Below are 12,865 nucleotides of genomic sequence, written 5' to 3'. Positions count from 1 at the left end.
GGCGATGTTGATCCACCGCTGAGTTCCCGTCCCGTGGGCCGCCGCGGTCGCCGTACGCCCGGCGTCCGCATCCGTCCCACGGGAAGGCCCCATGATCACTGTCACCGTCCGTCCGCCCGACCGCCGGGTCCGGCGGCTCGCGGGAACGCTGTACGCGTACGCGTTCCTCAGCGACCTCGTCCTGCTCTACCCCGTCTACGCGCTGCTGTTCGCCGACACCGGCCTCACGGTGTGGCAGATCTCGACGCTGTTCGTTATCTGGTCGGCCAGCAGCCTGCTGCTGGAGGTACCCTCCGGCGCGCTTGCCGACGCGGTCTCCCGGCGGCTGCTGCTCTGCCTTGCGCCGCTGGTGACCGCCGCCGGCTTCGCGCTCTGGGTGCTCGTGCCGTCCTACCCGACCTTCGCGGTCGGTTTCCTGCTCTGGGGCGCGGGCGGAGCGCTCGTCTCGGGCGCGCTGGAGGCGCTTGTCTACACCGGTCTCGACCAGCTCGGGGCGGCCGGCCGGTACGCCCGGGTGATCGGGCGGGCCCGGACCGCCGGGACGCTCGGCGCGCTGGCGTCGATCGTGTTCGCCGCGCCGGTGCTGGCCTTCGGTGGCTACCTCGCCGTCGGGGCGGCGAGCGTGTTCGCGTGCCTGCTCGCCGCGGCCGTCGCCACCCGCCTCCCCGACGACCGTGAGCCGTCCCACCCGCCTCGCCCGTCGGCGCCGGCCCCCGAGCCGGACGGCGACGACCTCGGCTGGCGGGCCAGCCTCCGGGCGGGTCTCGCGGAGGCGCGCGCCGATCGGGCGGTCCGCCGGGCGGTGCTGATGGTCGGGGTGGTGGCGGCGGTCTGGGGCGCGCTCGACGAGTACAGCCCGCTGCTGGCTTACGACACCGGCGTCGCCGCGTCGACCGTCCCGCTGCTGCTCCTGTTCACCTGGCTCGGCGCGGCGGCCGGTGGACTGCTCGCTCCGGCGGGGGAGCGGCTGGGCCGCCGCGGATACGCCGGCCTGCTCGCCGGATCGGCCGTGGCGCTCGCCGTCGGCGCGCTGGTCGGCCACCCGGGCGGGTTCCTGCTGGTGGGCGTCGCCTTCTGCGGGTTCCAACTGGCCACGGTGCTTGCCGACGCCCGACTCCAGGCGCGGATCACCGGGCCCAGCCGGGCGACCGTCACCTCGCTGGCCGGCATGGCGACCGACGTCACGATCATCGCCGTCTACGCGACGTACGGCGGGCTCGCCACCGCCACCGGCAACGGGGTGGCGTTCGCGGTGGCCGCCGTGCCGTACCTGGTCGTCGCCCTGCTGACGGCGCGCGGCCGGCGGGTGCCGCGACGGGACGGCTGAGCTCGGGCGGCGGCCCCGCCGTGGGGCCGCCGCCCCTGTTCACGTCCCGTCCGACTCGAGCAGCCGCTTGAGCGCGCCCAGCCGGTCCCGCCAGTACGCCTTGAGCTCGGCCGCCCGCTCGGCGCTGTCGACCTTCTCGTGCGCCACCGACAGCCGGGACTTCGCCGCACCCGCCGGCACGAAGCCGACCACGATCCGGGTCGGCCCGCCCGCCCAGTCGGCGCGGAACGTCTTCGGCGCGGTGGCGGTACGCACCCGCAGCTCCACGTCGGGCAGCCAGCGTCGCCGCAGGTCCTCGTCGGCGAACGCGGCGAACAGCCGGTCGACCGGCACCGCGACGGTCCGGCTGCCGCCGGCCGAGTATCCGCCGCCTCGACGCTGCCCCGGGGCCCGCAGGCCACGGGCCTGCTCGTACCCGACGGTGACGGTCTGCGCCCACCAGCCCGGCACGTCGTGGGCGGTGACCAGCCAACGGGCGATCTCGGCGTGGCTGTGTTCCGTGCCGCCCCACTCGTCGAGCAGGGCGAGCCAGCCGGCCCAGTCCCGGCCGGTCCGTTCTAGCAGCAACGCGTCGGGGATGCGTTCGATCTGCCCGGCGGCGCCACCGGCCGGCGGCGGGGCCGGCTCGGCGGTCGCCGGCTCGGGTGCGGTGCCGGGGAGGTCGGCCGCCGGGGCGCCGGCCGGGCCCTCGACAGGCGTGGCGCCGGCGTCGAGGCGTGCCTCGGTGTCGGCGCGGGCCAGCAGGTGCCGGCGGGCGGTCGTGTAGCTCTCGCCGGTCTTCGCCATCCGGGCCCGGACCCGGGACTTGAACGCGCGCTGATTCGTCATCACATGCTCCCTGCTCACGGCACGGCCGGCAGGACTCACGCTCCCGTCGGCCCCGCCGAAGTGGGGCACGTGGTGGTGCGTCCCGAGGGCAGGGGCCCCCTTTGCCTCCGCGAGGCCGATGGCGTGAGCACCGGGAGGGAGGTGGGGCGCGGGACGGCGCCGGCCCCATCGTACCGACCGCGCCACGTCGCGGGCATCCCGGTGCCGGTCAGCGTGTCTCGCCGTCGAGGTAGACCCAGCGGCCGTCCTCGCGGACGAACCGGCTGCGTTCGGCGAGTGTGCCCGCCCGGCCGCGGGCGCGGTGGTGCGCCCGGAACTCCACCTCGCCGGTGGCGTCGAACAGGTTGCCGCCGAGGGTGTCGACGATCTCCAGGCCGGTCCAGCGCTCGTCCGGGTCGAGCCGGAGCCGGGCCGGCCGGGTCGAGGAGTGCCAGGTGCGCAGCAGGTACGCGGCGTCGCCCCCCGCGAAGGCGGAGTACCGCGAGCGCATGAGGGCCTCCGCGGTCGGCGCGTCCGCACCTCCGTGCAGCCGTCCGCAGCACCCGTCGTAGGGCAGGCCGGAGCCGCACGGGCAGGTTCGTCGCTCGCCACGCTTCACCACGCCGGCCATCCTCCCGCCCGCCGGCGTCGGCGTCCGGACCGGGGCCGTCCGGCGGCGTGATCGTCGCCGGCCGCGGCGGGGCGGGCGGCTCGGCTGGGCCCGGCCCGGGGCGCGCTCCGGCTCACGCGACCCGGGTGGCGAAGACGACGACGTTGTCGACGTAGCTGCGGCGGTCCGGGTCGAACCGGCCGCCGCAGGTGATCAGGCGCAGCCCTGCCGCCGGGTTGGGTCCGTAGACCAGGTCGCTCGGGAAGCGGTCCTTCGGGTACGCGGTGACGCCGTCGACCGCGAAGGCGGCGACCCGCCCGTCGGCGCGTTCCACCCGGACGGTGTCCCCGGCGCGCAGCCGGCCGAGATCGAAGAAGACCGCCGGGCCGGCGGTCGTGTCGACGTGCCCGACGAGGACGGCGTTGCCGTGCTCGCCCGGGCTGGGCCCGTGCCGGTACCAGCCGGCGATCGCCGGCCGGTCCAGCGATGGCACCTCCAGTCGACCGCGCGCGTCGGCGCCGACCGGCACGAGGGGCGCGTCGAGCCCGATGGCGGGGGCGCGGACCGTCACGGGCTCGGCGCGTGGCAGTGGCGGCAGTGCCGGAGCCGGGCGGGCCCCGACCGGTGCGCCGGCCGGTCGGGGTGGCGCCGGGGGAGCCGCCACGACACTTGTGACCAGGCCCAGCCCGGCCGCGCCGAGCAGCGCGACGATCCGGGCCGCCCAGCTCGGCCGGTTTCGGGACACCGCCACCTCCGTACGCTCGTCGCCCGGGTGCCCGCGCCGGCGGCCGGCCGGTGCGGGCACCCGTTCCCAGGGATGGACGGAGCAGTGCCTCAGCGGGCGGCGGCGGCCATTGCGGCGTGCCGCTTGCGGCGGGCCAGGATGACGGCGCCGCCGGCGGCGGAACTGAGCAGCGCGATCCCGGCCGCGAGCGAGCCGGCGCCGCCACCGGCGTCGCGGCCGCCGGCCGGGGCGCCGCCGATCGGGGTGACGGTGAACGTGGCCGTGCCGGCCGCGCTGCCGTCGCCGCAGGTGGCGGTGACCGTGTAGGTGCCCAGGGTGAAGCCGGCGGTGAACAGTTCGGCGCTGAGCCCGCCGCCGGCCGCGGCGGTGGTGGAGCGGACGTTGATGTCCCGGTCGGGACCGGTGACGCGGAAGATCGCGTCGCCCGACTTGGGGTTGCAGGTGGTGGCGGTGAGCACGACCGTCCCGCCGACCGGTGTGGTGGCCGGTGACACGATCGTCTCGGCCAGCGCGGCGCCCGGGAGCAGCAGCGTGCCGAGGCCGACACCGGCCGCCGCCGACACGAGGACTTTCTTCGCCTTCATACGCGTCTTCCCTCACTTTTCGTCCGCTGATGGGTGGGACGTCGTTCGGGTGGCCAACTCCGCGACTAGCACCGGTGTGCCCAACACTAGGTGGGTTGGGCCCACGATCCGGTGAAAATGAGAAATCCTCGTTGCCGTCACATGTCCACCTCACAGGCGGACCGAGCAGCGGAAATGCCGGGACGCGGCGGGCGCGTCGGTGCTCCCGATCGATGCCACCGGGGGCCGGTGCCGACGCCGTTGGGCCGATGGCCCGTTATCGGGCGGCGAGCGCCGCCAGTCAGCCCGTGACGGGCTGCGGCTCGGGCAGCGGCTCGCCGGTCTCGAGCAGGGTCTTGAGGCTGGCCAGCAGCTCCGGCCAGCCGCCGCTGCCGTCGAGCTGGCCGCTGACCGCCCGGTGCATCTCGCTGTCCGGCGAGAAGTCGTCGTGCGTGACGGTGAGCCTGACGAAGCGGCCGTGCGGCGTGATCTCGAAGGTCACCTTGGAGCGTCGTTCGCCGAGCCGGGCCGCCAGCTCCTCCGCGGACCAGCCGAAGTGCGCGGCGTGCTCCGGCTGGAAGCCGTGCCAGCTGTACGACAGCAGCCGGGGCGGCTCGGCGGCCAGGACGCGCTGGCCCAGGTCGCGGAACTCGCCACCGGGCTCGTCCTGCCACAGCACCGGCGAGCCGACCCGCCAGTCCGAGCGCAGCGCGACGCCGCCCCAGTACCGCCGGGTGAACTCCGGCTCGGTGAGCGCCGCCCATAGCCGCTCGGCGGTGGTGTTGACGTAGGTCGTGTAGACGAAGGTGGGTGCGTCCATGCCGGTTCGCTCCAATGCTGTCTGCAGGTCGGCGAGCGCGCGTACCCGCTCGCGGTCGTAGCGCTGGATCCACCGGTCGGCGATGGCGGTGATCGGCGCCGCGTTCAGGTAGTGCAGCTTCTCCCGGCCGCGCCGGACCGTGGTCACGAGGTTCGCCGCCGCCAGCACGGCGAGGTGCTTGCTGACCGCCTGGCGGCTCATGTCGAGCCCGGCGGACAGCTCGCGCAGGGTCTGGCCGTTGCGGGCGTTGAGGTCGTCGAGCAGCCGGCGCCGGCTGGCGTCGGCCAGGGCCCGGAACACCTCGTCCACGCATCCCCCAAAGGCAACCGGTCGGTTGCCTTTGAACATACGCAACCGGCCGGTTGCCTGTCCAGGGGCTTGCGGCCTCAGCGGCGAAGGGCCGCGAGCGTGTACGTCATCGGCAACCGCCACGGGCGCTCCCGCAGCCGGTGCTCGCCGTGTTCGTCGGCGACGGTCCGCCCGGGCAGCGGGTCCCACGGGGCGCTGTCGTGCTCGGTCAGCATGGTCAGCTCGAACCCGGCCGTCAGCAGCGCCGTCACCAGCTCGCCCAGCCCGTGGTTCCACTCGTACGTGGTGTTCTGCGTGAACGTCGCGTCCGTCTCGACGTACGTGCCGGGGTCGGTCCAGACCGTCGGCTCCGGTTGCTCGAAGTAGGGATGCTCCACGGCGAGCAGGCCGTCGTCGCGCTCGTCGTCCAGCGCCCACAACATCGGGTGCCCCTCGCGCAGGAAGAGCCGGCCCCCGGGACGCAGCAGCGCCGCGACCACCTCGGCCCACCGCCGGATGTCCGGCAGCCAGCACAGCGCGCCGACACCGGTGTACACCAGGTCGAACCGTTCGCCGCCGAGCGCCCGCGGTGCGTCGTACACGTCGGATTGGACGAAGTTCACGGCGGCGCCGGTCCGCTCGGCGAGTCGGCGGGCCTCCGCGAGCGACGCCGCCGAGAAGTCCAGGCCGGTCATCCGCGCGCCGAGCCGGTGCAGCGACAGGGTGTCGGTCCCGATGTGGCACTGCAGATGCACCCCGCGGAGCCCGCTCACGTCGCCCAGGCGCGGCAGGTCGAAGCGGACCACCTCGCTCAGGTGGCCCGGGTCGGCGACGAAGCGCTCCACCGCGTACCCCGACGACGCTGCGTGCGCGGGTGCCCGCTCGTCCCAGTTGGCCCGGTTGACCGCGAGGTGTTCGTCCACGGCGAGGACGGTCGCACGGCGAGCCGGCACCCGCCAACCCGATATCGCCGGCCGGTGTGGCAGCGTGGACGGGTGCCCACCTCAGTACCGGTCGACGTCGACCTCGCCCTGGTCGGCGGCGGCGGGGCCGCGTCGCTCGTGCTCGCCGCCCTCGACCGGCACCGCGTGCGCGACCTGCGCGTCGCCGTCGTCGACCCGGTCCACCGCCGTGGGCAGGACCGGACCTGGGCCTTCTGGGGCCGACCCGACGACGACCTCGATCCGCTGCTCGCGGCGAGCTGGTCGCAGGTCGAGGTCGCCACGGCCGCCGGGCGCCGGGTCCTCGACCTCACCCCGTTGCGGTACGCCATGCTGCGCTCGGGCCCGGTCTACGACCGGGCTGCCGCCGCCGAACAGCGGCTCGGCGCGATCCGGATCGTCGCCGCGGCCGAGTCCGTGCAGGACGACGGCGACCGGGTCACGGTGCGCACCGCCGGGGCGGCCGTCCGGGCGTCCTGGGTGCTCGACTCGCGGCCCCGGCCGCCCCGACGGCCCGGCCGCACCAACTGGCTCCAGCATTTCCGTGGCTGGTGGCTCGCGGCCGACCGGCCGACGTTCGACCCGCGCCGGGCGGTGCTGATGGACTTCCGCACCCCGCAACCGGCCCGGGGCGTGTCGTTCGGCTACGTGCTGCCGGTCAGCGACCGGTACGCGCTTGTCGAGTACACGGAGTTCACGCCCGGCCTGCTCACCGACGCCGGCTACGACGAGGCGCTGGCCGCGTACCGCGACCGGCTCGGGCTGGACCCGGCCCGGCTGACCGTACGGGAGATCGAGAACGGCGTGATCCCGATGACGGACGGACCGTTCGACCCGCGTCCCTCGCCCCGGGTGGTCCGTCTCGGCACCGCCGGCGGCGCCACCCGACCGTCCACCGGATTCACGTTCTCCGCCATGCTCCGGCAGGCCGAGCAGGTCGCCGCCGCACTGGCCGCAGGCCGGCCGCCGGTGCCGACGCCCGCGTACCCCGGACGGCACCGGTGGCTGGACGCCGTCGCCCTGCGGGCGCTGGACCGCGGCCGGGTCGCCGGCCCGGACTTCTTCGACCGGCTCTTCGAACGCAACCCCGCCGAACGCGTGCTGCGCTTCCTCGACGGGGCCACCAGCCCCGCCGAGGAGGTCGCGGTGATGCGCTCCACCCGCCTGCTGCCGATGGTCGCCGCCACCGCCGGTGACGCGGGCGCCCGGCTGCGCGACCGCCTGGTCCCGTCCCGGCGGCCCGCGACCTGGCGGATCCCCCCGCCGGTCACCGGTACGCCGGACCGGTGCACGTCCGATTCGGACGGCTGAGCGTCCCGGTCGCGGTCAGCCGCCGTCGGCCGGGGCACGCAGCGCCGGACCGTCGACGCACCCTCCACAAGCGACGGTGGCCGTCGTGGCGGCCGATCGACACGGAATCGAAACGGACCCATGACAACCGGATCGACACGCATTGCGTTGCGAATTGGCTGTGAGTTGGCCGAACGGATGACAACCGAATGGCGTCGTTACGGCAAGGAGGCGGTGCCGTTGCCGAACCGTTGTCGATGCATGACAACCGATCCCGTCGTTATCTGAACGATTCTTTCCGCCCTTTCCTTCTCGCTTATCGTCGGCGCAGACGCAGTTCCGCCACGAAGGGGCCCGCGATGAGCGACATGTCCCACCCACCGTCCCTGCCCCTGGCCGGGGACCCGACCGACCCGATTGCCGAGGTGAATTCACCGGCCGAGACGCCGGCGCAGACCACCCACCGTGACATCGTGGGTCGCTCGCCCGGACAGCTCGCCTGGCTCCGCCTCAAGCGGGACCGCACCGCGCTGGTCAGCGGCGTGACCCTCGTCGTCGCGATGGTCGTGGCGCTGGCCGCGCCGCTGATCGAACGGTTGACCGGAATCGATCCGACCGACAAGTTCGTCGACCGGCTGAACGATTTCGGCATGCCGCTGGGCTACGCCGGCGGAATCAGCGGTGAGCATTTGCTCGGCCTGGAGCCGGGCAGCGGCCGGGACATCCTCATGCAACTGGTGTACGGCCTGCGTACGTCATTGTTCATCGCCTTCGTCTCGGCGTTGCTGGCGTCACTGATCGGGGTGGCCGTCGGCATCGTCGCCGGTTACGCCCGGGGCTGGCTGGACAGCCTCATCAACTGGTTCATCGACGTGACGCTGGCTTTTCCGTTCCTCATCTTCGCCCTCGCGGTCATCCCCATCGTCGAGGACCGCTTCTTCACCGCGCGGGAGGCGCCGCCGCCGAGCTTCCGCGTCGCCCTCATCGTCGCCACGTTCGGCCTGTTCAGCTGGACGTACACGGCGCGGCTGGTCCGCGGTCAGGTGATCTCGCTGCGGGAACGGGAGTTCGTCGACGCCGCGCGGGCCGCCGGCGCGGGTACGGGGCACCTGCTGCTGCGTCAGTTCCTGCCGAACATCTGGGCGCCGATCCTGGTCACCCTGTCGCTGAACGTGCCGCAGTTCATCGCGATCGAGGCGGCCCTGGCGTTCGTCAACATCGGCGTCACCGAACCCACCCCCGACCTGGGTCGCATGATCTACAACAGCATCGGCTACGTGGCCAGCGACCCCTGGTACACCCTGTTCCCCGGATTGACGATCTTCATCCTGGTCCTGGCGTTCAACCTCCTCGGCGACTCGCTGCGGGACGCCCTGGATCCCCGGTCAACCCGGTAACCCGAAATCCGATCACCAACCGTTCGCCCGGCGAACGGCGGGCCTCGTGCGGCCCGCGCCGGGTGAGAAGGGAGAAGCACCGTGCGTAGAACAGCCCGGACACTGTCGATCGGTGTCCTGTCCGTGGCGCTCGTCGCCACCGGCTGCACCCGGACCACCGACGACGGTGGCACCGGCACCGGCAACGAGGAGGCGAAGACCCAGACCGGCTCGATCTCCTACGAGGCGGCCGACAACCAGGGCCCGGCCACCGCCGTCGAGGGCGCCACCAAGGGCGGGACGATCACGGTCCTGCGCGAGTTCGACTTCGAGCACCTCGATCCGGCCCGCAACTACGTGAACGTCCAGCAGCTGACCACCAACCTGATCTACCGGTCGCTGACCGGCTACAAGGAGAACGGCACCGGTAAGATGCTCCTCGTCGGTGACCTGGCCAAGGACCCCGGCAAGGACGTCAACGGTGACTGCAAGGTCTGGGAGTTCACCCTCCGCGACGGGCTGAAGTACGAGGACGGCTCGCCGGTCACCTCGAAGGACGTCGCGTACGGCGTCGCGCGGTCGTTCGCTCCGCAGCTCAACGAAGGGCCGCACTACATCCAGCAGTGGCTCTACCCGGGCGGCGAGTACAACGCCACCTACAAGGGACCGTACGACGGCGGGAAGCCGACGCCGGACGGGGTGGAGACACCGGACGACAAGACCATCCGGTTCAACTTCGCCGACCCGCACTGCGACATGCCGTACGCGGCGGCGATGGCCACCACCGCGCCGGTGCCGCCGGCCAAGGACACCAAGACCAACTACGACCTGCGGCCCTTCTCGTCCGGCCCGTACAAGGTCAAGTCGTACCAGCGCGATGTGGCGCTGGAACTGGAGCGCAACCCGAACTGGGACCCGAACAGCGACCCGCTGCGCACCGCGTACCCGGACGCCTTCAAGTTCACCTTCGGACTCGAGGGGGCGCAGATCGCCGAGCGGCTCGTCGCCGACGCCCCGGCCGACCAGGCCGCGTTCACCTGGACCGACGTGCCGCCCGCGGTGCTGCCGCGGACCACGTCCGGCGCGGTGGCCGAGCGCGTGGTGAAGGGCCCGACGCAGTACGTCTGGATGCTCAACATCAACACGCAGCGGGTCACCGACGTCGACGTCCGCAAGGCGCTCAACTACGCGGTGGACAAGGACGCCGCACTCAAGGCCATCGGTGGCCAGGCCGCCGGCACGCCGGCCACCACGCTGATGTCGCCGACCACCGCCGGCTGGAAGCAGTACGACGTGTTCGGCGCGCCGCCCAGCGGCGACCCGGAGAAGGCGAAGGAGCTGCTCGGCGGCAAGACGCCGGAGCTGGTGCTGGCGCACGCCAACACCGAACAGCGCACCCAGCAGGCCGAGGCGATCCGCAAGACCCTGACCGAGCGCGGCTTCAAGATCACCATGAAGTCCATCGAGTCGTCCAGTTACTACGACGAGATCGGCCGCAAGAACAACCCGTACGACCTGTACCTGGGTGGTTGGGGTTCGGACTGGCCGACCGGCTCGACCATCATCCCGCCCCAGTTCGACGGCCGGGAGATCACGGCCGAGGGGAACTACAACCTCTCCTACATCAACGACCCGGCGGTCAGCGCCGAGGTCGACCGCGTCCGGCAACTGCCGGCGGCCGAGCAGGACGCGGAGTGGATGAAGCTCGACGAGAAGATCATGCGCGAGCAGGTCCCGGTCGTCCCGGTCTACTACGACGCCACCTACGTGCTGCACGGCTCGAAGGTCGGCAACGCCTTCCTGAGTGACGCCTTCGGCGCCATCCAGGTCAACACCATCTACGTCAAGCAGTGACGCCCCGGCGGGGAGCGGCTCCGGCCGCTCCCCGCCGCAGCCCGAGAGGTTCGACGGATGCTCCGTTTCATCATCCGGCGGCTGCTCGTCGCGGTCGTCACCCTCATCGTCATCAGCCTGGTCACCTTCGGACTGTTCTTCGCGGTGCCCAGCAGCCCGGCCAAGGTGATGTGCGGCAAGAACTGCACCGCCGCGGACATCGCCCAGGTGGAGGAGCGGCTCGGCATCCGGGACCCGCTGCCGGAGCAGTACGTCAACTTCGCCAGCGGCATCTTCGTCGGCCGTACGTTCGGCTCGGGCGAGTTCGAACGCGAGTGCCCGGCGCCGTGCCTCGGCTACTCGTTCCGCAACGACCAGCCGGTGACCGAGATCGTCGCGCAGCGCGCCCCGGTCACCTTCAGCATCGTCTTCGGCGCGGCGGCGATCTGGATCCTGCTCGGCGTGACCCTGGGCATGATCTCCGCGCTGCGCAGAGGCACGGTCTTCGACCGCTTCGCCATCGGGGTCAGCCTCGCCGGCGCCTCCATGCAGGTCTACTTCTTCGGCCTGATCCTGCTCTACCTGCTCGTCTACGCGACCGGGCTGCTGCCCTTCCCGAGCTACACGCCGCTGACCGAGAATCCGGCGAAGTGGGCGCTGGGGCTCCTGCTGCCCTGGATGACGCTCGGCTTCCTCAACTCCGCCCTGTACGCCCGGCTGTCCCGGGCGCAGATGCTGGAGACCCTGTCGGAGGACTTCGTGCGGACCGCCCGGGCCAAGGGCCTGCCGCTGCGCCGGGTCCACACCCGGCACGCCCTGCGCGCCGCGATCACCCCGATCGTGACCATCGCCGGCCTCGACATCGGCACGGCCCTGGGCGGCACGTTCATCACCGAGACCATCTTCGGCCTGCAAGGGCTCGGCAAGGCCACCGTCGAGGCGGTGCAGTTCCTGAACCTGCCGGTGGTCATGGCCACCGTCCTGCTGGCCGCCATCTTCATCGTGATCGCCAACATCGTCGTCGACGTGCTGTACGCGGTCATCGACCCACGGGTGCGACTGAGCTGATGAAGGGAGACGAGATGACCAGCAGCGCCGTGCCGGTCGCCCGCCGGGCCGGCCCGTACCTGCGGGTGGAGGACCTCAAGGTGCACTTCTCCACCGAGGACGGCACCGTCCGGGCGGTCGACGGGATCTCCTTCGCGGTCGAGCAGGGCAGGACGCTCGGGATCGTGGGGGAGTCCGGCTCGGGCAAGAGCGTGACCTCGCTGGCGATCCTGGGCCTGCACGACCAGCGCCGTACCCGCCTGTCGGGGCGGATCCTCCTCGGCGAGCGCGACCTGCTCCGGTTGTCCGAGGAGGAGGTGCGCCGGCTGCGCGGCCGGGACATGGCGATGATCTTCCAGGATCCGTTGTCGGCGTTGCATCCGTACTACACGGTGGGGCGGCAGGTCGCCGAGGCGTACCGGGTGCACCATCCGGACGCGGGTCGGCGGGAGGCGCGGCAGCGGGCGGTGGACATGCTGGGCCGGGTGGGGATTCCGCAGCCGGGGCGGCGGTTCGATCAGTATCCGCACGAGTTCTCGGGTGGGATGCGGCAGCGGGCGATGATCGCGATGGCGCTTGTGAACGACCCGGATCTGTTGATCGCGGACGAGCCGACGACTGCGCTGGACGTGACGGTGCAGGCGCAGATCCTGGATCTGCTGGCGGATCTGCAGGCGGAGTTCCGTTCGGCGATCATCCTGATCACGCATGACCTCGGTGTGGTGTCGCAGGTGGCTGACGAGGTGTTGGTGATGTACGGGGGTCGGGCGGTGGAGCACGGGAGTGTGGAGCAGGTGTTGCGGCGGCCGCAGCATCCGTACACGTGGGGGTTGTTGTCGAGCGTGCCGTCGTTGCACGGTGACGCGGAGGCGGATCTGGTGCCGATCCCGGGTAATCCGCCGTCGTTGATCAATCTGCCGTCGGGGTGCGCGTTCCATCCGCGCTGCCGCTACGCCGACCGTAACGGCACCCGCTCCCGCGCCGAGGTGCCCGAGTTGCGCCCGGCCGGCGCGCCCGGTCATCTGGTCGCCTGCCATCTCTCGGCCGACGACCGCACCCGCCTGTACGCCGAGGACGTCGCCCACGTGGGGGTGGCCCGATGAGCACCGACACCACCGCCCTACCGACCGGACCCGCGCCGGACGAGCCCACCGTCGCCGCCGCGGACCAGCGACCGGCCGGTGAGCCGTTGTTGCGGGTGCGGGGGTTGACGAAGCA

At 72.5% G+C, this 12,865-nt stretch carries 12 protein-coding genes; 6 read left to right on the top strand and 6 right to left on the bottom strand.

From position 1 onward, the window contains the following. Positions 1–91 precede the first annotated feature (91 nt). Positions 92–1,327, top strand: a complete 1,236-nt coding sequence (locus ABTW87_RS19680; RefSeq protein ID WP_350652276.1) for an MFS transporter — start codon at positions 92–94, stop codon at positions 1,325–1,327. Positions 1,328–1,366: 39 nt separating this feature from the next. Here the strand turns inward: ABTW87_RS19680 and ABTW87_RS19675 are convergent, their stop codons facing one another. The 6 genes from ABTW87_RS19675 to ABTW87_RS19650 form a co-directional block, all read right to left on the bottom strand. Further along, a complete protein-coding gene (locus ABTW87_RS19675; RefSeq protein WP_350652275.1) occupies positions 1,367–2,155 on the bottom strand; it encodes a hypothetical protein in 789 nt (262 codons plus the stop codon). A 208-nt stretch (positions 2,156–2,363) separates the two neighbouring features. Further along, complete coding sequence (locus tag ABTW87_RS19670; protein WP_502891614.1) at positions 2,364–2,756, bottom strand: YchJ family protein; 393 nt, start codon at positions 2,754–2,756, stop codon at positions 2,364–2,366. A 121-nt stretch (positions 2,757–2,877) separates the two neighbouring features. Next, complete coding sequence (locus tag ABTW87_RS19665) at positions 2,878–3,489, bottom strand: class F sortase (RefSeq protein ID WP_350652273.1); 612 nt, start codon at positions 3,487–3,489, stop codon at positions 2,878–2,880. 89 nt (positions 3,490–3,578) lie between these two features. After that, a complete protein-coding gene (locus tag ABTW87_RS19660; protein ID WP_350652272.1) occupies positions 3,579–4,073 on the bottom strand; it encodes a hypothetical protein in 495 nt (164 codons plus the stop codon). A 280-nt stretch (positions 4,074–4,353) separates the two neighbouring features. Continuing rightward, positions 4,354–5,181 carry an ArsR/SmtB family transcription factor gene (locus ABTW87_RS19655; RefSeq protein WP_350652271.1) on the bottom strand — a complete coding sequence of 276 codons (828 nt, stop codon included), beginning with the start codon at positions 5,179–5,181 and terminating at the stop codon, positions 4,354–4,356. Between the two features lie 77 nt (positions 5,182–5,258). Beyond that, on the bottom strand, positions 5,259–6,113 hold the full coding sequence (locus tag ABTW87_RS19650) for a class I SAM-dependent methyltransferase (protein WP_350652270.1): 855 nt from the start codon (positions 6,111–6,113) through the stop codon (positions 5,259–5,261). Between the two features lie 42 nt (positions 6,114–6,155). Here ABTW87_RS19650 and ABTW87_RS19645 point away from each other — a divergent pair, with 42 nt between their 5' ends. The 5 genes from ABTW87_RS19645 to ABTW87_RS19625 all read left to right on the top strand — a co-directional run bounded on the left by ABTW87_RS19645 (position 6,156) and on the right by ABTW87_RS19625 (position 12,750). Beyond that, on the top strand, positions 6,156–7,412 hold the full coding sequence (locus tag ABTW87_RS19645; RefSeq protein ID WP_350652269.1) for a lycopene cyclase family protein: 1,257 nt from the start codon (positions 6,156–6,158) through the stop codon (positions 7,410–7,412). Positions 7,413–7,750: 338 nt separating this feature from the next. Further along, complete coding sequence (locus ABTW87_RS19640; protein ID WP_350652268.1) at positions 7,751–8,788, top strand: ABC transporter permease; 1,038 nt, start codon at positions 7,751–7,753, stop codon at positions 8,786–8,788. Between the two features lie 81 nt (positions 8,789–8,869). Continuing rightward, positions 8,870–10,621: an ABC transporter substrate-binding protein gene (locus tag ABTW87_RS19635; protein ID WP_350652267.1), complete on the top strand. Its 1,752-nt coding sequence runs from the start codon at positions 8,870–8,872 to the stop codon at positions 10,619–10,621. 57 nt (positions 10,622–10,678) lie between these two features. Then, on the top strand, positions 10,679–11,668 hold the full coding sequence (locus tag ABTW87_RS19630; protein WP_350652266.1) for an ABC transporter permease: 990 nt from the start codon (positions 10,679–10,681) through the stop codon (positions 11,666–11,668). Positions 11,669–11,682: 14 nt separating this feature from the next. Further along, a complete protein-coding gene (locus ABTW87_RS19625; protein WP_350652265.1) occupies positions 11,683–12,750 on the top strand; it encodes an ABC transporter ATP-binding protein in 1,068 nt (355 codons plus the stop codon). The last annotated feature ends 115 nt before the right edge of the window (positions 12,751–12,865 follow it).

This window comes from Micromonospora sp. NPDC126480 (assembly GCF_040302465.1).
Lineage (GTDB): Bacteria > Actinomycetota > Actinomycetes > Mycobacteriales > Micromonosporaceae > Micromonospora.
The sequence above is the reverse complement of the archived record's forward strand: the minus strand, read 5'-3'. Positions and strand labels throughout refer to the sequence as shown.

Bases quoted from the DNA above. Each gene is read 5' to 3' on its own strand.
- ABTW87_RS19680 (WP_350652276.1), top strand. From the start codon at position 92: ATGATCACTGTCACCGTCCGTCCGCCCGACCGCCGGGTCCGGCGGCTC.
- ABTW87_RS19675 (WP_350652275.1), bottom strand. From the start codon at position 2,155: ATGACGAATCAGCGCGCGTTCAAGTCCCGGGTCCGGGCCCGGATGGCG.
- ABTW87_RS19660 (WP_350652272.1), bottom strand. From the start codon at position 4,073: ATGAAGGCGAAGAAAGTCCTCGTGTCGGCGGCGGCCGGTGTCGGCCTC.
- ABTW87_RS19640 (WP_350652268.1), top strand. From the start codon at position 7,751: ATGAGCGACATGTCCCACCCACCGTCCCTGCCCCTGGCCGGGGACCCG.
- ABTW87_RS19630 (WP_350652266.1), top strand. From the start codon at position 10,679: ATGCTCCGTTTCATCATCCGGCGGCTGCTCGTCGCGGTCGTCACCCTC.
- ABTW87_RS19625 (WP_350652265.1), top strand. From the start codon at position 11,683: ATGACCAGCAGCGCCGTGCCGGTCGCCCGCCGGGCCGGCCCGTACCTG.